A 25,166-nucleotide genomic window follows, 5' to 3' on the forward strand; every position below is an offset into this window, starting at 1 on the left:
CAGAATATTTTGATTAAAAGGCGATTATTGTGACGACTCAAACTCAAGCGTTTGCATTACTTCAAGGTGATGAATTCGTAGAACTGTACAAAGTACTCAAAGTACTCGGTTTAGTGAACGGTGGTGGCGAAGCAAAGCATGTCATTACCGAAGGTCAAGTTACCGTCAACGGTGAAGTTGATACTCGTAAACGTAAAAAGTGTGTTGTTGGCGATGTCGTTTCGTTCAATGGCGCGACAATTGAAATTGTTCCTGCACAGTAAGGATTGATAAATGCAATTCCCAGAAGATGATAATGGCCAAATGTTGGCTGCAATGGCAGATGCCGGTATTGACCTTACTCAATCAATAGAAGTCGATTTCTTCTTGGTGTTTGACGATCAACGTGATGCCGAGTCAGCCTTAGAAGCATTAAGCCAAAAAGACCTCCAAGGTGAGCTTGAGCTTAACTTTGATGAAGAAAGCACCAAGTGGGAAGTGATTGTTTGCCTGCAAATGGTACCTGAATACGCAACGCTTGTGGCTAAAGAAACTGAGTTAAATAACTTTGCCAAAGAGTTTGACGGTATTTCTGATGGTTGGGGCGTGATGCAAAACCAAGCCAGCGATAATGAATTTGCAGATGATGACCATGTTCACACTGAGCATTGTAAGCACTAACATTGCCAGCAACTAACATAGTCTTCACTATAGATTGAATTATTCAATTGAACAAAAGCCGTTAATGCCCAGCATTAACGGCTTTTTGATTATACAAAGCGACGTAGTTTAGTCTTCTTTTATCTCATTAATGACTTCTTTGGTTTCATGTCCAATAGCTTTAACGGTATCGCGCGTCCCGTGACCGATAGCTGTGGTCACTTTTTTTGTGGTGTGACCGATTTCTTTGCCAGTCTGTTTTAATTCAGCACAGGCGGACAAAGATAGAATAAAGCTAAACGATATCAGTATTACGATGATTTTTTTACACATTGTAGTAGCCTTATCAATAATCTAATATGAGATGTATCATCAGCTTAGCGTCGTTGCTATTTCAGCATAACGGGTTTGATGGTTAAAGGGTGTAATCATGGAGTTAAATGGCACATTGATTGGCCAAATTATTTTCGTTTTAACCTTAGTTGTGGTGTTCTTCACCTTAAGATTTGCCAAGGGGAAAACCACAAATTTACCCTTGGTGGGTTTTTACGCTCTTGTGTTAAATCTCATTTTTGCCCCTGCTGGGTGGATATATTGCTGGTACTGGTCAACCAAACCGTTTTTATCCAAATAAACCTAAACTTAAGAACATCACGAATAGCTAACTTGGGATAATAAACTGTTCGTTCTATTTTAGGTTAACTAATTTATGGAATATTAACCTCGGTTAATGGTGATATCAGAGACATATCCATGTTCTGTCGCTATTAAGGCTTGCTTGAGCATGGTGGCGGCTTCTGTTGCCGTCATAAAGCTTGATGTATTAATGTCTTTGCCACTGGTTTGCCAAAAGTCCGTTGCCATTCCTCCTGGATATACCGCAATCAATTTCATCGGGCTGCCTTTCAATTCTAATCGTAACGATTCTACCAATCCCTTTATGGCCCATTTTACGGCACAGTAAGTCGACTCATTTGCTTTGCCTGCTTGCGCTGCGGTCGACATCACGACTACTACAGTAAGGTTGTGATCACGATAGCGACTAATAAGTTCACGCAGCACTAGAATGCTTGAAGTGAGATTGTTGTGGATTAACTGATTAATCGCTTCATGTGCTTGTTGTTCGATAGGGCCAAAATAACCACTGCCAGCACAATGAATAACCTTGCTTGGCGGCGCTGATAAACGCGAAAATAATGCACTGACATCTTCGGCCACACACAAGTCTGCTGTGTGAGTTTGTACGTTAGCTTGCTCTGGTTGAGTTAGGCCAGCCATTACACCTGCTAATTTTTGCTCACTGCGACCTGTCACCAATAACGGTTGATTTTCTGCAGCATACAGTTGTGTTAGTGCAGCACCTAAGCCGCTACTTGCGCCGGTAATAACAATCATAATAAAACCTTCAGCTCAATATTTACTAGGCCGACTACTATAACAATGCCTAAGTGAACAGCAAAGCGGTTGTAGTCCATTTCTCAAATCGATTTTCAAATCTGATGTTTAAGTCAATATAAGCTTATTAATGGGTAATACGTTATTTGGTCAGTGTTTATTAGCCCAAGCTGAAATTAGTTGGGTAAAGCTGAATAAATTACACAGAACGCTTTGTATTTTGACGATAAAGATTGTCTAATAACGCCTTATATTATGTCAGCCGACTTCACGCTATTCCTAATAACGAGACTCCCCATGCTTGAACTCACGCTCCAACTCGCGGTTATTTTATTTTTTGTTGCTCTGGTTGCGGGGTTTATCGACTCGATTGCTGGCGGCGGAGGCTTACTGACCATTCCCGCATTAATGTGGGCAGGGTTACCTCCAGCAGCGGCATTGGGTACTAATAAACTGCAAGCGTGCGGTGGCAGCTTTTTTGCGAGCTTATATTTTGTACGTAAAGGGATGGTTGATTTACGCAGTATCAAACTGTCGTTGATATGCGCTTTTATTGGTGCATCAATTGGAACAATATTAGTACAAATGATCGACGCTAAATTATTGGAGGTCGTGCTGCCATTTTTAATTCTAGCCATTGGTTGTTATTTTTTATTCTCTAAAAAAATAAGTGAACAAGATCGCCAACAAGTCCTCACCCCAAGTGTATTTGCCTTTACTGCCGCATTGGGCGTTGGTTTATATGATGGTTTCTTTGGCCCCGGTACTGGAAGTTTCTTTGCCTTAGCATTTGTGTCATTGGCTGGTTTTGGTTTGGCCAAGGCAACCGCGCATGCAAAGCTACTCAATTTTGCCACTAACATTGCGTCGTTAATTTTCTTTTTAATCGGTGGTCAAGTCGCAGTGGTATTGGGATTAATTATGCTGGTAGGCCAAGCAATTGGTGCTACGTTAGGTTCACGTTTAGTGGTGACCAAAGGCGTTAAAATCATTAAACCTTTGGTGGTAGTGATGTCATTGGGCATGAGCGGCAAATTATTGTGGTCGCAATATATGTGATAGCAGTGCATGTGATCGCGGTACATGTGATCATAGTAGCGATAATTTGGGTTTATTAACGCCAGCATTATGTGGTGTACGTGTTTGTTTTTATTGAAGGGATGTTATGCGCATTATTCACACATCAGATTGGCATCTTGGCCAATATTTTTATGGTAAAAGTCGCGCAGCTGAGCACCAGGCCTTTATGCAGTGGTTACTTGAGCAAATCAACATCCACCAAGTTGATGCGCTTATTGTCGCGGGCGATATTTTCGATACTGGCACACCGCCAAGTTATGCCCGTACGCTATACAATCAATTTATTGTTCAAATTCAACAAACAGGTTGCCAGCTAATTTTATTGGGCGGTAATCATGACTCTGTGTCGACGTTGAATGAATCTAAAAATCTCCTTGCTTGCCTAAATACTGTGGTTATTCCAGGTGCATTCGAGCATGTTGAAGAGCATGTATTTACCCTCAAAAATCGCCAAGGTGAAGTGGGTGCTATTTTATGTGGTTTACCCTTTTTACGCCCGCGTGATGTGGTGCTAAGTGAATCAGGTGAGTCATCAATTGATAAACAACGTAAATTGGGTGATGCCATTAGCGAGTTGTATCAGCGCTGTTTTGAGCAAGCTGAACAACTCAATAATACATTTACTACGCCAGTACCCATTATTGCGACAGGTCATTTAACCACAGTGGGTGCAAGTACTTCAGAATCCGTGCGTGATATCTATATTGGCAGTTTAGATGCCTTTAATGCAGCGCTGTTTCCTGCCGCAGACTACATTGCATTAGGTCATATTCATCGCCCCCAAGTGGTGGCGAAATCTGAACATATTCGTTACAGCGGTTCACCGATAGCGTTAAGTTTTGATGAACTCGCGGCAGATAATGCCACTAATAAATCGGTGTTTTTGGTCGAATTTAGAGATGCCAAATTATCTCAAATCACAGCATTAATGGTGCCAGTTTTCCAGCCGATGCAGGTGTTAAAAGGCGACTTAGATAGCATTGAACAGCAGATAAGCGCATTTGCTTTGCAAGCAGAATCCGCAAAAATGACTTGGTTGAGCATTGAAGTGTCACAACAAGATTATTTGTCTGATTTGCAATCGCGCATTGCCGACATGACTCAAGACAAAGCGGTTGAAGTATTGCAGTTAAAGCGTGCCCGTAGTCAACGACAGCAACACATTAAGCAGCTCGATAATGAAACCTTATCTGAGCTCAGCGTCGACGAGGTATTTGGGCGACGTTTGTCGCAAGAAGAGTTTGAGAGTGAATCGCAACAGGCACAGTTAGGACGAATAAAGCAACGCTTTAACCAAGTGTATGCCGAAGTGGAGTCTGAGCGAAACAGTCAAGAAACGGCTGCGAGCCATGTGTTACAAGAAACGTCGACAGAAGCCGTTGCAACAAAAAGTGCAACCGAGGGTGAGCAATAATGAAAATTCTAAGCCTTCGCTTTAAAAATATTAACTCACTTAAAAATGAGTGGAAAATCGACTTCACCCAATCGCCATTTGCTGAAAACGGTTTATTTGCTATTACAGGTCCTACAGGCTCAGGTAAAACCACCATTCTCGATGCGATTTGTTTGGCGCTTTACCATCGTACACCGCGGTTAAGTAATATTTCTAAAACCACCAACGAGTTAATGACTCGTGGCACTGCAGAATGTTTAGCTGAAGTTGAATTTGAAGTTAAAGGTGTCGCTTACCGAGCGTTTTGGAGTCAGCGTCGTTCGCGCGACAAAGCCGATGGCAATTTACAAGATGCGCAAGTCGAATTGGCTAAACTCAGTGATGGTAAAATCCTTGCCAGTCAGATAAAACGTAAAACCGAATTAATTGAAGAAATCACCGGACTCGACTTTGCTCGTTTCACTAAGTCGATGATGTTGTCACAAGGCCAGTTTGCCGCTTTTTTAAATGCCGAAGCCAATGAGCGCGCAGAACTATTGGAAGAGCTAACGGGTACTGAAATTTACAGCTTAATTTCAGCGCGAGTGCATCAGCATTTTTCTGATGCCAAAACTAACCTAAAAGTGCTTGAAGCTAAGCTTGGCAGTGTTGAGTTATTTGATCAACAACAAGTTGTGGCGCAGCAACTACAGATTGAACAACTCAATCAGGCGCTTGTGATCGATCAACAGCAATTAGCTCAATTAAGCCAATTTATTACCTGGGCGGACAATACTGAGCAATCGCAGCAGACATTAGTTAACGTTCAGGCTCAACAGCAACTAGCACTGTCTCGCGTACAGCAACATAGCGATGAACTAACTCGACTTGAACATAGTGAGCCAGCACAGCAAATCCAGCCTCTATTTGAACAGCAACAAAAAGCCCAGTTAAGCACCCTAGTATTATCGGAACAGATTGAACAGTTAACGGAACAGGTTGGTGTAGCTGAACAAACACTGCAACAGCACACCCACAAGCAAACGCAAGCTGAGCAAGGCGTTGATAAAACCAATCAAGCACACAAAGATTTGCTTAATCTTATCGACAAACAGGTGTTGCCGTTAGACCAACACATTAGCCAATTGAACTATCAGTTGTCTCAGGTCAGATTAAGCCATCAGCAAACGGCTGAGCAACAACACAAAACGATTGAGCAACAGCAACAGTTGATGGCGTTGCAACAGCAACTCACGTCGGCAAAGCAAGACATACAGCAACAACTTGATAGTTTGCCACAAGGCCAAGAAGTGGCCAAAAAGTTTGCGGCTTGGCAGACGCAATATAGCCAAGTATTGCAATTAAACCAGCAGTTGAGCCAACTTGACACTCAACGAGTTCAGCAACAACACAATATCGAGCAAACTCAAACAACGTTAACTGAACTTTCGCCACAAATTAAGCTTGCCAAAACGACGGTCGCCCAAGCGTTGGCTCAACAAGCCGACAGCCAGCAAGCAATAACGGCATTATTGGCCGGCCAAGACGAAAGTCAGATTAATCATGTCTACCAACAACTGGTCGAGCAGCAAGCTGGGCGTTATCAGTTAACCCAGCTATTTAGTCACTATGTGCGTCAGCAGCAACAATGCCAGCAATTAAGCAGTCAATCGGTGCAATTTAACACTGATTTACAGGCTTTAGCGCATTCACTTTCGCAGGTAAGAACCCAGTGGAGTGAAAAAAATCAGCAAGTAAAAGATCTGCAAACCATATTGCAGCAAGAACAGCAAATAGCCAATTTAACCTTAGAGCGTGCCAAGCTTAAAGCCGGTGAGCCTTGTGCATTGTGCGGTTCGACAGAGCACCCGTTAGTTGAGCGTTATGAAGCATTGAATGTGTCTGTTACCGAGCAAAGAATGCAGCAACTACAAATTGAACTTGATGCGATTAAACAGCAAGGTGAGCAGCTTAAAAATCAACAAACGGCGTTGCAAGTTAACCATGACAATTCGCTCAAGCAATTGAGCCTAGCGCAAACTGAATTACAATTAACTGAGCAACAGTGGCAACAACATACTCAGGTGCTTGCAGTAACGCTTGAATTACATGAGGAGCAACAACATAAACTAACTGATTATATTGCCCAGTCAGAAGCCAAACAGCAGCAACTTGCCCAAACGATAAGCCAGCTTAATCAATGCCAAAAAACCTTACATCAACATCAGCATAATGCTACTCAAGCAGAACAAGCGTTGGCAGTATTAATTAATCAGCAAGGGTTATTGCAACAGCAGCTCGATAATTTGTCCCAAGGTTTAGTGAGTCAGCAGCAGCAAATTGAATCTGTTAACAAGCAACTGCAGCAACTGAGTAGCGCTCTGGATTCGCACATTATTGCTACAGGGTTAACGCCGCCGAGACTTGAGGATGCCGACACTTGGCTGCATCATTTACAACAACAACTTGAGCGTTGGATTGAAGCGCAGCAGCAGGCTATCGATAACCAACAGCAGCTCAGTGTCACCGCAGAAAAACTCACCGCAAACAATCTACACACCACTGAAATAGCAACCAAGCTAGCGGAAGTGACTGAGCAAGTAGTTACGCTTAACGAGCAACTCGATTCGGTACTCGCAAAGCGTAAAGTCGTGTTTGCAGAGAAAGTGGTTGAAGATGAAAAGCTGCTTAGCCAACACGCAGTAGATCAAGCTCAGCAGGTATTTGTCTCAATTCAACAACAACTGCAAGCGGCGGATAAACATTTTGCTGGTTTGCAAGTACAGCTGCAATCGACAACGCAGCAAACAACCAAGGCGACTCAAGAGTTACAACAGTTGCAGGAAAAATGGCAAGTGGCATTACAATCAAGTCCATTTGCAGATCAACAATCATTTGAGCAAGCCTTATTGACGCCACAAGAGCGTCACACCTTACAGCAATTAAAACTGCAACTTGATAACGACATTGTCAAAGCCAATACGTTAGTTGAGCAAGCCTTAACAAAACAAACGGAGTTAGCGCAGCTGGCAGAGCAACACGGATACGATATTACTCAACACGGCGATACAATGCTGCAATATCAAACGATGGAAGCTAAGCACCAACAAGACAAGCAAACACTGTGGCGCTTAAGTCATGAGTTAGAGCAAGATACCAATAAGCGGGCAGGGCAACAGCAACTGTTAGCGGAACAAGCTCAAATGCAACAAGATTACGACGATCTTGCGTACCTGCATTCGTTAATTGGCTCACAAAAGGGCGATAAGTTCCGTAAGTTTGCTCAAGGGCTTACTTTAGACCATTTAGTGGCATTGGCGAACAGGCAGCTAGAACGTTTGCAAGGCCGGTACTTACTTGAACGCAAAGAGTCGGTTGATTTAGAGCTACAAGTACTCGATACCTGGCAAGGTGATGCAGTGCGAGACACCAGAACCTTGTCGGGCGGTGAAAGCTTTTTAGTGAGCTTAGCCCTTGCGCTCGCATTATCTGACCTTGTTAGTCATAAAACGAGCATTGACTCACTGTTTTTAGATGAAGGCTTTGGTACGTTGGATAGCCAAACATTAGATACCGCTTTAGACGCATTAGATAATTTAAATGCTTCGGGCAAAATGATTGGTGTCATTAGCCATATTGAAGCCATGAAAGAGCGGATCGACGTACAGATAAAAGTGACTAAAATGAACGGTCTTGGTATCAGTAAATTGCAGGGTGAGTTTGCTGTAAGTGGGTCTTGATCTGCCTCAAACTCCCATGATTACTGTAATCGAGTTCAAATTAATTATTAATTAAATATCATTTTATATTTGTAAAATGATTATTTTTTGATATAAAAGAGCGTTGATATGCAATTTGAGTGCAAAAGTCCGTATTTTTAGCTGTTTATACCGGATGCCGTAGTATCAAATATTGGGTCATATTCACCATAAAAAACGACATGAAGGCATAGCGTTAACTGAATTTATGCCCAATATCGCAATAACAATTTGCAGTAAAAGAAAAATAAAAAATATAAAGCGTCATCTTTTAGGGTGGATTAGACATTGCTAATGAGTAAAATTATGGGCTTCCAAAGGCCAGCGGTAAGTCAATTGAACTTGCCAAACTTGCACAAGAAAGTCTTGCTAGCGAGTGTATTTGTTGTCGGGGCGGCTTTATTATGGCCAACACAACAAGAGTTTTCATCACAACGTATTCCAGTGGCAATCGATATAGATTCGTTATTGCCACACATAGCTCAACAAGATAGCGCTTTGAAGCTGGTAAAGCCTATTTCACCGATTTTAAATCGCGTGATTGAAAGTGGTGATACCTTAAGTCATTTATTTGAATTAGCCGGTATCGACCAACGAACCATGTATAAAGTACTTGAGGCTGATTTAGAAGTCTTAGCACTAGATACACTTCTGCCGGGTAACCGAATCCAATTTTGGGACAACGCTAATGGTGAGCTTGATAAGCTTGAACTGTACTTTAGCCCTGCTCACCAAGTAGTATTCTCCCGTTTTAAAGACGGAACTTACGGTGTTAATGACATTAACATCGATGGCATTTGGCAAAATCGCATCGTTGGCGGAGAAATTAACGGCTCTTTTTATGTATCGGCTAAAAACGCTGGTTTAAGTGCCGCTGAAATTCAAAAAGTTGAAACTCTGTTAAAAACGAAATTAAACTTTTCTCGTGAGTTGCGCGCAGGTGATACTTTTTCGGTTTTAGTTAACGACCAATTTGTTGAAGGTGAACCAACAGGCACAACATCGATTGAAGGCATTCGTATTAATACCGGCCGTCGCGACATTACCGCGTTTCAAAATGTCGATGGCAATTATTACGACATTGAAGGTCAAAGTTTAACGCCTGCTTTTCAACGTATTCCGCTTAACCGAAAAGTTCGTTTAAGTTCGCGCTTTAACCCTAATCGTAAACACCCAATTACTGGTCGTATTCGTCCACATAACGGCACTGATTTTGCTACCCCAATAGGTACGCAAGTCGTAGCACCGGGAGATGGCATAGTTACTATGGTGACTAAACATCCTTATGCAGGCAACTATATTGTGATACAACACGACAATAAGGTCAGCACACGCTACCTGCATTTATCGAAGTTTTTAGTTAAAAGAGGCCAACGTGTCACTCGTGGTCAACCGATTGGATTGTCGGGTAATACTGGTGCTTCAACAGGTCCTCACTTACATTATGAGTTTATTGTAAATGGTCGTCCTATCGACGCAATGAAAGCCAATATTGCAGAAGCTACTGTATTACCTAAAAAGCAACTACAAGCGTTTCAAGCTTTGGTGCATAGCCGTAGCATGATGATGGATTTAGGCTAATCACAACGCGTGTAAGCGAACTCTGATTGATAAAAATGCAGCCTATATTGGCTGCATTTTTTGTTGTTAAATCACAGTACTTAATAGAGTGCTCAATACTAGCGGTAACGGTTGTCCCTTGTTGTTACTTATCGTTGCAGTGCTTCCGCTTGTGGATCTATCTCAGTTCTGGGGTCCATTTCATATGCTGTTGGGCTTGCCATATCGGTGACGGCACGAAAACTTTCTTTTGTTGCAAGTGTTGAGGGGGCAATATGGCTGCGGCGTCTTAATAATACTATCACGAAGAAAATCGCCAAACATGAACTGGTAAAGGCATATAAACCCTTGGCGCCAAATAATCCCATCGCAAGTGAAGCCATCGGCGCACCAATAGCCGACGATAACCCAAGAGTGATAAGCATGGCACTGCTTATTTCAACAAAATCTTCAGCGGTGGCGTTGTCATTAGCATGGGCTAAGCATATTGCGTATAGCGTCATACATGTCCCTCCCCAAAAAAAGGCTGATATTGCTGCTGGCCAACCGCCAAAAGTAGTGACTACGTAAGGCAGAGTGACGAAGAGTAATGACACCAAGGAGCCACCTAAGGCAGTAAACATCAAAACACTGCGCCTATCAAACCTATCGGATAACTTACCTAGTGGTACTTGAAAACAAGCTCCGCCAAGGACGGTAGCAGATAAAAATGCACCGAGTTGAATACTGTCAAAACCATTATCTTTAGCGTAAATAGGCGCTAATGCCCAAAATGCACCTGTGACAAAACCGGCAACCACGGCTCCAATCAATGCAACGTGAGAGTGCCGCCATACCTTGGCCATATTCAACTTAACGTGTTTTACCACCGCAGGTGCTGATGAACGTGTCAGTGACACCGGAATGATTGCGATAGAGATAAATATAGCGGCTAGACCGAATAGCATCGATTCGTGCTCGCTGCCTAAATTGAACAGTTGTTGGCCACACATCACCATGATTAAATTTAGCGTGGTATAAATAGACAGTATTGTTCCTCTATTATTCGCTGTTGACGTGCCGTTTAGCCAGCTTTCAATGATCATATATAAACCAGAAATCATCACCCCGATTAAAAACCTTAATAACATCCAACTATAAAACACGGGTAATAAAGGAAATAGTAAGATGACCACCGAGTAACATGTTGCCAATACAGCAAAGCTACGAATATGCCCAACTCGTTTTAGCATATAGGGTGTGGCTAAACAGCCGGAAACAAATCCTAAAAAGTAACCCGATCCGGTTAAAGCGACTTGAGTATCGCTAAAACCAGATTCACTCGCCGCAATGGGGAGCAGAGTCAGTAATAAACCATGGCCAAGAATTAAGAATGCATTAGATATGAGTAATGCTGAAAGTGGGATTAACGCGTTTAACATGTCACTCCAATAGGTTTTGTGTGTGATACGTCACCAATTCACACAGCTAATAACCAAGATTGATTGTAATGAACTCCGAATTTGCCCAGGTATTAAAGCGTGTTTTAGTTTATTAATACCGCGTGTGACGCTGCTTATCGTACTATTTGGGACAGAACTGGGCGATGTTGTTGCAAGAAACGACGTTGGTTAACGCTGATGTAACCTGCGTTTTACACATTTCACTGACACACAATATGAAAGGAAGATTTATGCCAAGTGTGGTTATTATTTTTTTATTTTATAAATCAGCACGTTGAGAGTATGGCTTTTGGTTTTGCAGTTTAGATTAGTTTTACAGCGGTACAATGCTGAGCAGCATTGCACTGAAATCGAACAATATTTACTCTAAATATTGTGATAAATGCTTTCAATAAAGATGATATAAATTGAAATGTTTACCAGTCATAACCTTTGTAACAAACTGCTTATTTGAAAAGAGTCATTATGATGAAACTCTCTTAGAATAAATCGAATAAGGAATTGATTTAACAGTGGTTTGCAGCATATACCAGTTGTTACAGTGGTTACAGTTTTTATATATCTTGCCTTGGACTTAGGTGCGAAAATTGTGACTCGGTTATTAATGTTTGAGCATGTTACTAATAAAAGCATAGCGAATAATAAAATGGCGGCATTAGGTTGGTGATAAGGGACTCGTGATAAAAGGGCTAGTATTGGCCGTGATGAAGCCACAAGGCGGATCAAACCACTAGCACTGCTTTGAATCTACTGAATTGGACAGAACTTTCTATCTAACGCTCTGTTTGTCAGTAATTCCTGTTCAATTTATACAGTTGTATCATCTTGAAAGCTATCGTAATTAAAGCTAAAAGTAGTTATGTTAATTCATTATAGAAATAGGGAGCATGGTTAATTTTCTGGCCTGCGGCCACTACGAACGTGGCGCTTCGACCACACCAGACCAAGAGTAAACCAACGGTAGTTCCCTCTTATAGTTTACAAAATAATTGGCCCCGCTGCCCCGCAATATTTTCCTTATTTACTTAAACAACAGAGCGAAAAGGTCGCCATAGGGATTAATTCAGCGTTGAACCTCATTTGAATACGGCTTCGGCCCATTTTGTTGTAAAGAGTGAAAATGCTAACGCTTTCGATTGGAATCTGATGTGAATGGATTCACTAATGTCGTGGTGGCATGGATGCCAAATAACGACCTGTACCGCGAAAACTAAGCTCACAACCATGTGAGCTTCATGCTATTTTTTTCAACAAATACCATAGAAGGCATAGACCTCTAATGCTGTGTATAAGCACAGTTATAATTTGCCTTTTGTAAATTAGCCGTTTTGTTTCTCGTTATGTAATCATAAAAATTCTCGGTTTCAATTGAGTTTATAACCCTCATTGAATCAGCCAAGCTTAAAGATGTATGATAGAAAAATACTATGAAAAGTGATTTCAATGAAAACTTACCCACTACTCGATATCAATTGACCAAAAAACTGCTCTGTAGCCCAGAGCCCGCATCAAAAATAGCATTAAGTATGTCAATTAGCTTTGACTAGGCATCGGCCAAGTCCAACAAGCGATTAATTCGTCGCAAATAGCACAACGCATAAAGACTAAAATGTTAGGTTTTCATAATCTGTCGTGGAAACTAGCAATAGAGAAAAATTGGCGGCAAAACAAAGGAGAATGATGATGAGTAAAATAGTAGAGGAAGTAACATCTGCAAATGCTAATTACGTGGCTGACTTTGGAGATAAAGGTAATCTACCAATGCCTCCTGGAAGGCAGTTTGCAATACTTACATGCATGGATGCTCGTTTAGATCCTGCAAAATATGCAGGTCTTGCTGAAGGTGATGCCCATGTGATTCGTAATGCGGGTGGCCGAGCAAGTGATGATGCCATCCGTTCCTTGGTAATTTCATATAAGTTACTTGGAACGAAAGAATGGTTTGTAATTCACCATACGGATTGTGGGATGGAAACATTCAACAATGAAATTATGGGTGGTTTGTTGTCTGGTAGTCTCAAAACCGCAAGCGTTGATGCCTCGGGTTGGCACGATAGCAATGCTGGTGGTGGTACAACCGATGGTAAATACATCAATTGGTTAACTATCAGTGATCAAGAAAAAAGTGTTTTGGAGGATGTTCAGCGAATCAGAAGTAACTCAATGGTTCCAGGTGATATTCCAATTTATGGCTATATTTATGACTGTAAATCTGGAAGCCTTGTAGAAGTTCCAGAGGCAACAGAAGCCGGCAAGGCAAAAATCTAACAAGGCAAATTAACTCGGACTGTCAAGAACTGCGCCGCTTCGCGCTATGCGGCTTTTGATATCCGGTTATTTGCGACGTTAGTGGCTGCAGGCCAGATCTTAAACTAACCTTTGTCCATAAATGAGTTACAACACAATCAAACTTGAATATGTCGGTGCTTAACTTATGGATTAATTTGTTCTGTTCAGTATGGAGGGGTCTGTTTGCAAGCTCTCAGTATCTGGGTCTTTTTAAAACAAAATATTGAGCCAATAGCTTATCGATTACTTCGCGTAGGGCGATTGTCCGACTTCTTCAGCTACTAACCATACTCGCATATCAAATTCTAATTGGTGGTAATCCGCTAACATAAAGCTGCATAGTTGATAAAAAGCTTTGTTGTGTTCCTTTTCCCGCAGATGGGCCAATTCGTGCACCACTACCATTTGTAATAGCTCAAACGGAACGTGTTTTAAGTGTGCTGCAATTCTAATTTCATTTTTGGCTTTCACTTTATTACCTTGGCGGCGATTAACATAAGAATGCAAACCCAGGGCATGGTGGCTTAAGCTGATTTTTTCGTCAAAAATGACTTTGGCTAATGGGTCTGACTGACGCATATAGGTATTTTTTAATGTCAGCGCCATATCGTATAAGGCTTTGTCTGTGCGAACGTCGTGTATTTTTGGGTAGCGTGTTAAAAAGTGGGCAGCTAAGGCGTTAGCGTCAACGAGTTGGCGAATTTTCTCGACCACGTCAGGACGATAACCATTCAAATAACGCAATGCACTTTGTTCACTTTGCTGCTTTTTAATGTCGGCACTGGTGACTAACAGGCTGAGATCTGTTTTTGGCTTTAATGATTGGCTTGCCGACTTGACTGGCATTTTAGGTGGGGCTTTAGGTGTTTTAGTTTTAGTATCTGACATGGTTGTAGTTCAACTGATTTTTTGGCGTTACCGTTATCTGAGTCGGTATCGATAACGCCAATATAGAACGGTGAAAGCGGTGGGTTACACTTTACCGAAGATGAGTCGGTTATGCTGAACATAAGCAACATCAAATGCATTAAGCTGCACGCGTTTTAGATCCAATGATTCAAAGTCAACTTGTGGCGGGTTACGCTTTAATTGCTCTTTAATAATCAATGGAGAAATAAGCGAAACTGGAAGGTCCATTAATTGAAGTACCGCTTCAAGTTTGAAGCTGGTGGCACTGCCGGCAAACTTGCCTTTTTGTTCACGTTCAATAATAGCTATTTCATCGACTTTGTAGTCGCTCATTAGTTTTTTAAACGCAAAATCAAACTCACGAATTGAGTCCGTGCTAGCTGATTGTGAAATACTGAATGAAACTTTACGACATGCTGGCACGTTATAGGTTTCGCCTTCATAGGTCAGTAAACAGATAATGGCTTCGCCGCCTTTTAATTCCACACCACAAATTTTCATGTTAATCCTTACTGGTTTATTCATACGAGTGTGCCGTTGGCATGCTCGTTATCGTTCATTTGTTGCAGGGCAGTGTACTGCCCTACATTCATTATTCTGTCATCGCAGTTTGTTGGTCATCTACTTGCAGATTACCTGCGATTTATGGGCTATTTAGTCTTCTGCTGTGCCGTCGTCTTCGATAATGACAATAGGCTTAACTTTACGGCGAACTGGCGCATCACCGACATCGACGCCAGTGATAAAGCGTTTATCACTCTTTGGTGCCGCTTTAGGTTTTTTAGGTGCGCTAACTCTATTGCTGATCACCGCTGCTTTTGCACTGGTACCAGCTTTGCCTGCCTGAGGCTTATCTTTTAGACCGCTAAATTTGGCCTTTAAGCCTTCAATCACCGTGAGGTCGAAATTTTTACGTAAAAACAATTGTACTTTTTTAAAGCTGTCCCAATCTTTAGGACCTACAAATGAAACCGCATCACCTTTAGCGCCTGCACGGCCAGTACGACCAATACGGTGGACGTACTCTTCTGCAAACTTTGGCATATCAAAGTTAATCACTAATGATACGTTGATTAAATCAAGGCCGCGTGATGCCACATCGGTTGTCACTAATATTTTTGATTGGCCACGAGCAAATTGATCCATAATTTGGTTACGAGCCGATTGCTTTAAATCACCACTGAGTGCTGAGGTGGCAAAACCTTGCGCAGCCAATAGCGTGGCTAAACGGTCGGTATCTGAACGCGTAGCGGTAAATACAATCACTTGCTTGTGTTGCTCTTGGCTTAAGATGTGCTGTAGCAAGGCTTGTTTATGGTCTAAATGGTCAACCAAAATAATTCGTTGCTCAATATCTTTATGTTCAGTGTAAGACTCACCGATAGAGACATGGCTTGGTGTTTTGAGCAATGTTGTTGCAATGTCACCGATGCTTTCATGATCTAACGTAGCTGAAAACATTAACGTTTGGCGACGCTTATGATCAGCGGCATCATTAATGGCTTTTAGCTGTGGCGCAAAACCTAAATCGAGCATACGGTCAGCTTCGTCAAGAACCAGTAATTCTAAGCCATTTAAATATAAGTGGCGCTGTTGTAAGTGATCCGCAATACGTCCCGGTGTAGCAACAATGAAATGTGGATCTCTGGCCAATGCTTTGGCTTGGTCGTTAAAGTTCTCACCGCCGAGTACGCTAATGGCTTTATATTGGGTATTGGCGACTAATAAACGTAATTGGCCATAAACTTGCTGGGCTAATTCACGAGTCGGTAACAAGATAAGTACCCGAGGATCTTTTTTCGACAATGCTCTAGTGGATATCACGCGTTGCATTGCGGGCAATAAAAACGCTAAGGTTTTACCTGAGCCGGTTTTAGACGATGCCATTAAATCTTTACCTGATAAGGCAATGGGAAGTGCTTGCGCTTGAACATCGGTAGGCGTAGAAATGCCAAGGTGCTTTAGACTGTCAAGCAGGCGCTTGTCCAACGAAAAATCGGTAAATTGCAAAGGTAAATCCCCTAAAAAATGATAGCCGACGATTATAGCTGTTTCACCTTGCTATAGCCAACAAGAGTCGCTTTAGTTATGCTATTTTTTAGCTTTATATTATGGCCTGAGTTCGACGTCGCTATTGGACGATTCAGGCGGGCGTATCGTAAAATTGAATACCGAGCATGGAAGGAACGAAAGATGACAAAGCTCACCGTGGGATTAGCGCTAGGCAGTGGAGCCGCTAAAGGTTGGGCACATATTGGGGTATTGAATGGTTTAGCCAAGTTAGATATTTATCCTGACAAAGTGGCAGGTTGTTCGGTAGGGGCATTAGTGGGTGCTGCCTATGCCAATAATCATTTGGGTGAACTTGAAACCTGGGTGAGTGGATTTTCAAGTTGGGATGTACTCGGGTTAATGGATTTAGGCTGGCGAAAAGGCGGACTTATCAGTGGTGAAAAAGTATTTGATGTATTGGCTAATCGTATTGGCGACCTTAACATTGAACAGCTGAATCGTCCCTTTGCTGCAGTCGCGACAGATTTATATTCTGGGCAAGAGATTTGGTTTAAAGAAGGTGACTTACGCCATGCGGTTAGGGCTTCATGTTCAATGCCGGGCTTTTTACCCCCAGTACAGCAAGGGCATCGCTGGGTTGTGGACGGTGCGGTAGTGAATCCTGTGCCGGTATCATTAGCTCGCTCTATGGGCGTTGATGTGGTTATTGCGGTGGATTTAAATGGCCATCGTCGTGGCCAAATGCACTTAATCCCAGAGCAAGTAAAAAGCCGCAAAGCCACTAAGTCTGAACCTATTGATGAAAAGCGCGAGCTTGAATCTGGCTTTATGGACCTATGGGGTAAAGGCAAAGATTATATGAATGGCTTAACCGATAAATTCTCTTTAGGAAGTTCAAAATCCCATCCGGGTATGCTGGCGGTGATGTCACAATCGATGGATATTTTAGAACAACGCCATAAACGTTCACGCCTAATGGGCGAGCCACCTGATATTTGCATCGTACCTGATGTGGGTGATATTGGCACCATGGAGTTTCATCGCGCTAAAGAAGCGATTAAAGCAGGTGAGCAGGCTGTAAGTGATATTAAACATTTAATCGAAGCGACCTTAAAGAAATGTTGAAGCAGTATCGAATATAGTGGTGTGTTTATGATAAATACACCCGTTGATTGCCGCTGTGTGAATATTTGCTATTTTATCGGTATTTGTCATTAAATCCGCGTTTGTTATTCAACTAGGGCATTGTCTAACCTGCGCAGTCTGATGTAGTTGATAAGATTATTCACTCTCTCATAGTTAACTCATGGTGTTTTAGTCATTATCTAGTAGTGACTTGCCCGCAATGATCTATCCGCAATGGTCTACCCGCAATTATCTAACGATAACTACCGAGTCATTAGATACAGTGGGTACGTTATTTATGTTGTTGATCTAGCCATTTAAGGTTCGATCAATGACTTAATACCGTCATTCAGCACCATTTTAAGTTGTCAAATACAACCCTTATGGCGTTTGCACATCAGATTATCGATTCAGCAAAGCATCCCAAATCGCTAAATTATGTCGATTTTATCCCCTTGTATTAGCCTGTCAAAATTAGTTGCTATTCCTACAATATCTATCGTTGATAGCAAGTGTTTTTTCAATATTAAGTACTGCCGACAATTATGATCTGGATCAAGGTATTACTCCGCGTAAATGTGTCTAATACACTCTATCTTGTGTTGTGCGTGTATTAAAGCGCTATATATAGTGCTTGTAAAGGATGGTTGTATGCTTGTAGTAGTGAAAAGGGATGGATGCCGAACTGCGTTTGATGGATGTCGAATCAAAGAGGCTGTTGTGGCAGCAATGGAGTCTGCAGGTATAGCCGACCATCAATATGCACAGCAGTTAGCGCAGACGGTAGAGCAGCAAATGGCTGTGAAGACCGAAGTTGATATTCACGAACTACAAGATGCAGTTGAAAATTTATTAATGTCGGGCCCGTTTAAGTCGGTGGCGCGTCATTACATTGAGTACCGTCACGATAGAGATAAACACCGTGAAACCCAGAGTAAATTAAATTGTGCTATTCGCGGTTTAGTTGAGCAATCGGATAGTGCGATTTTAAACGAAAATGCCAATAAAGATGCCAAAGTCATCCCGACCCAGCGAGACTTATTAGCGGGCATTGTGGCCAAGCATTATGCCAAAACCCATTTACTGCCAAAAGATGTGGTCGCCGCCCATGAAAAAGGCGAAATTCACTATCACGACTTAGATTATGCGCCTTTTTTCCCGATGTTTAACTGCATGCTAATTGATTTAGCCGGCATGTTAACGCATGGTTTTAAAATGGGTAATGCTGAAATAGAACCGCCTAAGTCTATCTCAACTGCCACTGCTGTTACGGCGCAAATTATTGCCCAGGTCGCGAGCCATATTTATGGTGGTACCACGATTAACCGTATCGACGAAGTGTTAGCTGAGTTTGTGCAAATCAGTTACCAAAAGCACCTTAGCGTCGCTAAAAAATGGCAAGTGGCTGACGTAGAAGGTTATGCCATGACGCAAACCGAAAAAGAGTGTCATGACGCATTCCAGTCACTTGAATATGAAGTGAATACCTTGCATACCGCTAATGGCCAAACGCCATTTGTCACATTTGGTTTTGGTTTAGGCGTGTCGTGGGAGTCGCGTTTAATTCAGCAATCGATGTTAACTGTACGTATGGCGGGTTTAGGTAAAAATCGTAAAACAGCAGTCTTTCCAAAATTGGTGTTTGCCATTAAAGATGGCGTGAATCATAAAGCGACTGATGTTAATTACGATATCAAAAAGATGGCCTTAACGTGTTCAAGTATGCGCATGTACCCAGATATTCTCAATTATGATCAAGTCGTGAAAGTCACCGGTTCGTTTAAAACCCCAATGGGATGTCGCTCATTTTTGGGCGCCTATGAAGAAAATGGTCAATTGGTCCATGAAGGCCGCAATAATCTAGGTGTTGTCAGTCTTAATTTACCGCGTATAGCGTTGGAAGCAGGTAAAGATGAACAGCGTTTTTATCAAATACTCGATGAGCGTTTGTTAATTGCCCGCAAAGCCTTAGAAACGCGTATTGCCCGTTTAGCCGGAGTCAAAGCACGAGTGGCACCAATCCTTTATATGGAAGGCGCCTGTGGTGTGCGCCTAAATGCGGATGATGATGTGAGCGAAATCTTTAAAAATGGCCGGGCATCAATTTCGTTAGGGTTTATTGGTCTTCACGAAACCATTAATGCTTTATATAGCAATGCTGAACATGTGTTTGATAACACACAATTACGTGATAAAGCTGTCGCCATTATTAGTCATTTAAAGCAAGCCACTGAGTCTTGGAAACAACAAACAGGTTATGGCTTTAGTTTATACAGTACCCCAAGTGAAAATTTATGCAGCCGTTTTTGTCAGCTTGATACTACCCAGTTTGGCGTAGTGGCAGGTGTGACCGACAAAGGCTATTACACCAATAGTTTTCACTTAGATGTCGAAAAGAAAGTAAATCCTTTTGATAAGATTGATTTTGAACAACCTTATCCAGCGATCGCTAATGGTGGGTTTATTTGTTACGGCGAATATCCCAACATGCAGCACAATATTGAAGCGCTCGAAAACGTTTGGGATTACAGTTATAGCCGAGTGCCATATTACGGCACCAATACTCCCATTGATGAGTGTTACGATTGCGGTTTTATTGGTGAATTTAATTGTACTAGTAAGGGCTTTGTGTGCCCTAAGTGTGGTAATCATGAGCCAAGCCGAGTGTCTGTTACCCGTCGCGTGTGTGGTTATTTAGGTAGCCCAGATGCACGACCATTTAACTTCGGTAAGCAAGAAGAAGTTAAGCGTAGAGTGAAGCATTTATAATGCATTACAGTGCATATCATAGCGTTGATGTGATCAACGGCGAAGGCACCCGCTGTACGTTATTTGTCAGCGGTTGCGAGCATGGTTGTAAAGGTTGCTATAACCAAAGTACTTGGCGTGTAGATGCTGGCCATATTTTTAGCCAAGCACTAGAAGATCAGATTATTGATGATTTAACCGATACTCGTATTTACCGTCGAGGCTTGTCGTTAAGTGGTGGCGATCCGCTACATCCCGCCAATTTTGAAGGCGTACTAAAATTGGTTACGCGGGTAAAGCTGGAATGTCCCGATAAAGATATTTGGCTGTGGACCGGTTATCAACTGGCTGAACTTACACCGCAGCAACAAGCTGTGGTGAACTTTGTGGATGTGTTGATTGACGGTAAGTATGAGCAAGATAAAGCCGACCCCGCGCTATTATGGCGCGGCAGTAGCAATCAACAGATCCATCGTTTTATGCGCTAGCGTTTTATATGAAGGCGTTAAGACGAGTCGCTTAATGTCCAGCACGTTAACTGTCAGCACGTTAACTGTCAGCGCGCTAATCGTTAGCAAATAAATGTTTAATCCGCTAATCGTTAACCCGTTAATGATTAGAAAGACCCACAATATGGCGATAACGTTTAGTGCGCTGTTTGGTTTTATATTGATCGATTAATAAACTCCACAATGGTGAATCATTAGTGTGTGGCGACTTACCTTGGCTTACACGACGAAGTTGGCGTTTAATGACGGCCATCGTCGCCAGTCCAGCCAAAGGTTTACTCTGCCAATTGACAGTTGGAATTGACGGGACAAACTCTGGCTGAATTTGCCATCTATTGGCTAAGTCAGGATAGAAGGCGAGGGCGCTAGCGATACCACACAATGCAAAACCAGCATCAATAACTTGTTGAGCCACAGGTAGGCGATGAATACCTCCGGTTAACATTAATGGAATAGGGCTACGCTGGACCAATTGCGCTGTTAAACTTAAAAAATAAGCCTCTCGAGCTAACGTTCGCTCATCAGCACTGCGACCTTGCATGGCTGGTGCCTCGTAGCTGCCACCTGATAATTCCACCATTTCAACGTGATACTGTGCCAACATATTAATGACCTTTTCGGCGTCGTCGACATCAAAGCCACCGCGTTGGAAATCGGCAGAGTTGAGTTTTACTGCTACATCGAAATCGGCACCACATTTAAGTCTTACTTGCTTAACCACTTCGAGTAATAACTTGGCACGATTTTCAAGCTTTCCGCCCCATTGATCATTACGTTGATTGGTTAACGGCGATAAAAATTGAGCCAGCAAGTATCCGTGTGCAGCATGAATTTGTACTCCATCAAACCCAGCTCGTTGAGCCAATTGTGCCGTGGTAACAAATCGATGGATAACCTCTTCAATGTCTGACGTTGTCATCGCTTTTGGTTGAGAGAACATGGATGAGTGTTTGCCTAAATCGAGTGCGATGGCAGAAGGGGCTAAATTTTTACCGCCCATCGCTTTAAACACCTGACGACCTGGATGATTGATTTGCATCCATATTCTGGCGTTATTTTGCTTAGCTATTTTGGCCCATTGGATGAACGGCTCAAGTGCGCTGTTGGGATCTAATACCACTCCGCCAGGGCCGGTCATGGCTAAGGGATCAATCATCACGTTACCGGTGATCATTAATCCTACGCCGCCTTTTGCCCATGTTTCATACAAGTTGAACAATGCGTCATCAGGTTGTTGTAAGGTGTTAGCAAGGTTTTCTTCCATTGCGGCTTTAACCAATCGATTGGGGATGATGGCACCATTGCTCAAGGTGTATGGTGTGAAAATGGTATTAGCCATGAAATAATATCCTAAGGTAAGCCGCTGAATTAATGTGTTGTTTATCCTACAAGTAGCCTAGATAGTCAATTGTCCTTATTAGAAAGGGATAAAAAAGCACTGCCACAGGCAGTGCTTTCATCATCTCGTTACTCAATTTAGCGCTAAATTGAGATCTAGATTTCGAGCAAACAAAATCCAGATTGATATGTTTTTAAATACGATAAGTTAGGGTTAACTTCGCATTACGCTCTTCGCCGGGTAATCCGCCTAAGAACATGGCTTTATCGTAATATGTTTCATTAAATAAGTTATTAATGTTCAATTGAATTTTATAACGTTCAACGTCATAACTAATCGCTGAATCGATTACCGTATAACTTGGCACATAACCATCTGGAATACCAAAAGAACTAGAGTGTGTGCTGCGTTCATCGACATATTTAGCCCCAAGACTGATTGATACCGGTGCTGGTAAGGCAAATTCTGCGGCATAAGTTACCCAAGCGCCCGCTGTGACGTAAGGTACACCTTTTTGGCGTTGGCCATAATCACTGCTATTTGGATTTTGATTGTCTCTAGCATCTTGGTAAACCGCGTTAACGTTGACTTTCCATTGGTCACTTAAATATGCATTCAGATCTAGCTCCACCCCTTTAGTATCTTCGCTGCCGTCGTAAAAATACGGGAAGATATCAGGTGTTGCTTCGCTGCTTTCGTATTCTGGATTGCTATAAGCCACATTAGTACGTGATGTTTTGAAAAAGACCAAAGATGCAAGCAATTGATCATCAAATGCTTTGGCACGAATACCTAAATCATTACTGATAGATTGAGAATCTTCACGGTCTGCTTCATTGCCTTTTACATCGCCCAACACACTGTATGCTGTACGGCCTTTAGAATGATTAACGAAAATAGAGATATCGTCAGTAGGCATATAAGTTAGGCCTAAATTGTAGGTTACACCGTTATCTGTGGTATCCGCTTCTGGTTGAGGGTCAGCTAAGCTACTACTGTAACGAGCATCGACACCCAAGTGTTCATAACTTTGTTTAATTTCATTGAATGCGACACCAATACGGCTAGTAAATCCGCCACCTAAATAACCCACATGTTGTAAGCCCAAGCCCCAAGCTGTGACAGATTTATTGTAGTTACTGGTTAATAATGGATCGTAGTCTTCAAATTCACCTTCGCCCCAATTGGGGTTACGGATATCATAAATATACGGTAGCGAACCTTGATATGACAAATTACCATCGGCATCTTTCAAGGTGTAATCTGCGTCGTAAATTGAATACTGTTTAAAGCGAATATCGCGATCTTCAAAGTTAGCATTAACTAATAATTCGTTACTGATATTGCCAATGTCGAAGTCATAACGTAAGTCGGCAAAATACTGCCATGACTTTTCTTCTGCCGAGACTTTGCGGTATTCCTGACGGCGTGCCGCATAAGGGTATAGAGTGCCATCTTCAACCAAGGGCGCACGTGGGTCAGCGTTAATTACGCCACTACGTTGCCAATAAACATAATTATAAGCCCCTGTTTGACGAGCAAAACTGGTTTCGTAATTACGGTATTGCAGTTGTTGGTTTAAAAATAAGTCATCGGTTAAGTACACATTATGGCTTAGTTTAAAGCGCAACTCTTCGCCTTCATTGTCTTTCGCCATTGGTGAGATAAGACCGTTATGACCAAACTCATACGGTGTTAGGCCATCATTTGCGCTTAACGAGTCGGTTAATTGTTGGCGCTGATCGTCTGTTAGTTGTAAACCATTACTGGTAGGGTCGTTGGCTAAGTCTTGCCAGCTGACTTCACCAGCGGTTTTCCCCTCGACTGAAGCTGCGTTATAAATGCGGATAGGATGGCCGATTGAATCAACGGGGATCGCATCGCTAATATATGCTGTTGATAGCATAATATTTTGGTTTTCATTCAATACATATTTAAGCGAGCCATATATTTCATCGCGGTCGGTACCAAGATCTCGATAACCTGTACTACGAGCCGTTTTTGCCACGAGGCGATAGGCTAAATCGTCAGTTATTCCGCCCGTAGAATCGGCCATGAGAGAATAACTATCCCATTGACCCACTTCAGCTTCAAACAACTGTTTACTGTCAAATTGAGGTTTTTTCTCAATAAGGTTAATCACGCCACCTGCGCTGCCCATACCATACAGACCAGTAGCAGGGCCCTTGAGTACTTCAACGGAACTCACGTTGGTTAGTGAACGAGTTGGATTAAAGGTGTTACCTAATCCAGCACCGCCATACATACCATCGTAAGTGTAGTTGGCGCCTAATCCGCGCACGACCAAATTGTCGCCAATACCATAATTATTACCCGCTTGAGTTACGCCGCTGATGTTACGAACCAAATCTTGCATGTTGGTGATGCCTTGGGCATCAATTAATGCTTCATCAACAATCACCACCGCGGCAGGCGTTTCCATCAGCGACATATCAGATTTGGTTGCTAAGCCGGAGTTCATCACTACTTGGTTTTGTCTACCATAAACTGTTATTCGTTCATAATTGGTAGAGGATGATGCATTGGTCGTATCATCTGCAGGTTGTGTTGTAACCTCAGGTTGGGAAGTAGGCGTTTGTGCGTGAGCATAAACGGGAAACAGTACACTTTGACAAGCAAGGGCGAGTAGCGATAAACGTAATGGCGTCATAACGGGTTAAGCTCTTTATTAACAATGTTGCGAATGATAATGATTATCATAAGTATTGCAATGGTGTGTTGTGATAAATGTGGCAAAGAATGGGTTTTGGTGATTTGATTGCTGATCAATTGCACAATTTGAGTGAGGAATGAACATGGTTAACTTGCCAATAAAGGGTATAAATCATGGTAAAGCTTAGGTATTAAGTGGCTTAAGCACCCATTAGTATTTGTTATCCAATAAGTGCACCGCGTCTCACGCTGATGATTAATTGTAATGCGATAATATCCAGATTGTTTGTACAGGGTGAAAAACTTTGCCTGTAC

General features: G+C 42.3%; 18 protein-coding genes. 10 read left to right on the forward strand and 8 right to left on the reverse strand.

Annotation, left to right across the window (positions count from 1 at the left end):
• The first annotated feature begins 29 nt into the window (after positions 1 to 29).
• On the forward strand, positions 30 to 263 hold the full coding sequence (locus H5125_RS11590; protein WP_101088074.1) for an RNA-binding S4 domain-containing protein: 234 nt from the start codon (positions 30 to 32) through the stop codon (positions 261 to 263).
• 10 nt (positions 264 to 273) lie between these two features.
• Entirely contained in the window at positions 274 to 660 is a 387-nt protein-coding gene (locus H5125_RS11595; protein WP_162022792.1) for a ribonuclease E inhibitor RraB, read from the forward strand.
• 108 nt (positions 661 to 768) lie between these two features.
• Here the strand turns inward: H5125_RS11595 and H5125_RS11600 are convergent, their stop codons facing one another.
• Both H5125_RS11600 and H5125_RS11605 read right to left on the reverse strand, forming a co-directional pair.
• Positions 769 to 972, reverse strand: coding sequence for a hypothetical protein (locus H5125_RS11600; RefSeq protein WP_101088078.1), 204 nt, complete (start codon positions 970 to 972; stop codon positions 769 to 771).
• A 384-nt stretch (positions 973 to 1,356) separates the two neighbouring features.
• Positions 1,357 to 2,034: an SDR family NAD(P)-dependent oxidoreductase gene (locus H5125_RS11605; protein ID WP_182744307.1), complete on the reverse strand. Its 678-nt coding sequence runs from the start codon at positions 2,032 to 2,034 to the stop codon at positions 1,357 to 1,359.
• Positions 2,035 to 2,331: 297 nt separating this feature from the next.
• Between H5125_RS11605 and H5125_RS11610 the strand changes: the two genes are divergently transcribed.
• The 4 genes from H5125_RS11610 (at position 2,332) to H5125_RS11625 (ending at position 9,825) form a co-directional block, all read left to right on the forward strand.
• The gene (locus tag H5125_RS11610; protein ID WP_041413055.1) at positions 2,332 to 3,093 is read left to right on the forward strand and encodes a TSUP family transporter; all 762 of its coding nucleotides are present in this window, start codon (positions 2,332 to 2,334) and stop codon (positions 3,091 to 3,093) included.
• 106 nt (positions 3,094 to 3,199) lie between these two features.
• A complete protein-coding gene (sbcD, locus tag H5125_RS11615; RefSeq protein WP_182744308.1) occupies positions 3,200 to 4,528 on the forward strand; it encodes an exonuclease subunit SbcD in 1,329 nt (442 codons plus the stop codon).
• The gene (locus tag H5125_RS11620; RefSeq protein WP_182744309.1) at positions 4,528 to 8,226 is read left to right on the forward strand and encodes an SbcC/MukB-like Walker B domain-containing protein; all 3,699 of its coding nucleotides are present in this window, start codon (positions 4,528 to 4,530) and stop codon (positions 8,224 to 8,226) included. The genes sbcD and H5125_RS11620 overlap by 1 nt, the downstream gene beginning before the upstream one ends.
• 312 nt (positions 8,227 to 8,538) lie before the next feature.
• Positions 8,539 to 9,825 carry a peptidoglycan DD-metalloendopeptidase family protein gene (locus H5125_RS11625; RefSeq protein WP_101088090.1) on the forward strand — a complete coding sequence of 429 codons (1,287 nt, stop codon included), beginning with the start codon at positions 8,539 to 8,541 and terminating at the stop codon, positions 9,823 to 9,825.
• 128 nt (positions 9,826 to 9,953) lie between these two features.
• Here H5125_RS11625 and H5125_RS11630 read toward each other — a convergent pair whose 3' ends face one another.
• Positions 9,954 to 11,225, reverse strand: a complete 1,272-nt coding sequence (locus H5125_RS11630) for an MFS transporter (RefSeq protein ID WP_182744310.1) — start codon at positions 11,223 to 11,225, stop codon at positions 9,954 to 9,956.
• Between the two features lie 1,704 nt (positions 11,226 to 12,929).
• Here H5125_RS11630 and H5125_RS11635 point away from each other — a divergent pair.
• On the forward strand, positions 12,930 to 13,514 hold the full coding sequence (locus H5125_RS11635; RefSeq protein WP_101088094.1) for a carbonic anhydrase: 585 nt from the start codon (positions 12,930 to 12,932) through the stop codon (positions 13,512 to 13,514).
• A gap of 264 nt (positions 13,515 to 13,778) precedes the next feature.
• On the opposite strand, the gene H5125_RS11640 is transcribed toward H5125_RS11635, so the two are convergent.
• From H5125_RS11640 to H5125_RS11650, 3 genes are all read right to left on the reverse strand, one after another.
• Positions 13,779 to 14,381, reverse strand: coding sequence for a M48 family metallopeptidase (locus tag H5125_RS11640; protein ID WP_101088226.1), 603 nt, complete (start codon positions 14,379 to 14,381; stop codon positions 13,779 to 13,781).
• 126 nt (positions 14,382 to 14,507) lie between these two features.
• Positions 14,508 to 14,945, reverse strand: a complete 438-nt coding sequence (locus H5125_RS11645) for a DUF3010 family protein (protein WP_101088096.1) — start codon at positions 14,943 to 14,945, stop codon at positions 14,508 to 14,510.
• 153 nt (positions 14,946 to 15,098) lie between these two features.
• Complete coding sequence (locus H5125_RS11650; protein WP_101088098.1) at positions 15,099 to 16,454, reverse strand: DEAD/DEAH box helicase; 1,356 nt, start codon at positions 16,452 to 16,454, stop codon at positions 15,099 to 15,101.
• Between the two features lie 183 nt (positions 16,455 to 16,637).
• On the opposite strand from H5125_RS11650, the gene rssA reads away from it, so the two are divergent.
• The 3 genes from rssA (at position 16,638) to nrdG (ending at position 20,818) form a co-directional block, all read left to right on the forward strand.
• Positions 16,638 to 17,582, forward strand: coding sequence for a patatin-like phospholipase RssA (gene rssA, locus H5125_RS11655; protein ID WP_101088100.1), 945 nt, complete (start codon positions 16,638 to 16,640; stop codon positions 17,580 to 17,582).
• A gap of 651 nt (positions 17,583 to 18,233) precedes the next feature.
• A complete protein-coding gene (gene nrdD, locus H5125_RS11660) occupies positions 18,234 to 20,351 on the forward strand; it encodes an anaerobic ribonucleoside-triphosphate reductase (RefSeq protein ID WP_101088102.1) in 2,118 nt (705 codons plus the stop codon).
• Positions 20,351 to 20,818: an anaerobic ribonucleoside-triphosphate reductase-activating protein gene (gene nrdG / locus H5125_RS11665; protein ID WP_182744311.1), complete on the forward strand. Its 468-nt coding sequence runs from the start codon at positions 20,351 to 20,353 to the stop codon at positions 20,816 to 20,818. Before nrdD ends, nrdG begins: the two co-directional genes overlap by 1 nt.
• Before the next feature lie 121 nt (positions 20,819 to 20,939).
• On the opposite strand, the gene H5125_RS11670 is transcribed toward nrdG, so the two are convergent.
• Both H5125_RS11670 and H5125_RS11675 read right to left on the reverse strand, forming a co-directional pair.
• Entirely contained in the window at positions 20,940 to 22,178 is a 1,239-nt protein-coding gene (locus tag H5125_RS11670; protein WP_182744312.1) for an NADH:flavin oxidoreductase/NADH oxidase family protein, read from the reverse strand.
• 193 nt (positions 22,179 to 22,371) lie between these two features.
• Entirely contained in the window at positions 22,372 to 24,849 is a 2,478-nt protein-coding gene (locus H5125_RS11675) for a TonB-dependent siderophore receptor (protein WP_182744313.1), read from the reverse strand.
• Positions 24,850 to 25,166 lie beyond the last annotated feature (317 nt).

It is taken from the genome of Shewanella sp. SR44-4, from assembly GCF_014163715.1.
In the GTDB taxonomy this organism is placed as follows: Bacteria; Pseudomonadota; Gammaproteobacteria; order Enterobacterales; family Shewanellaceae; genus Shewanella.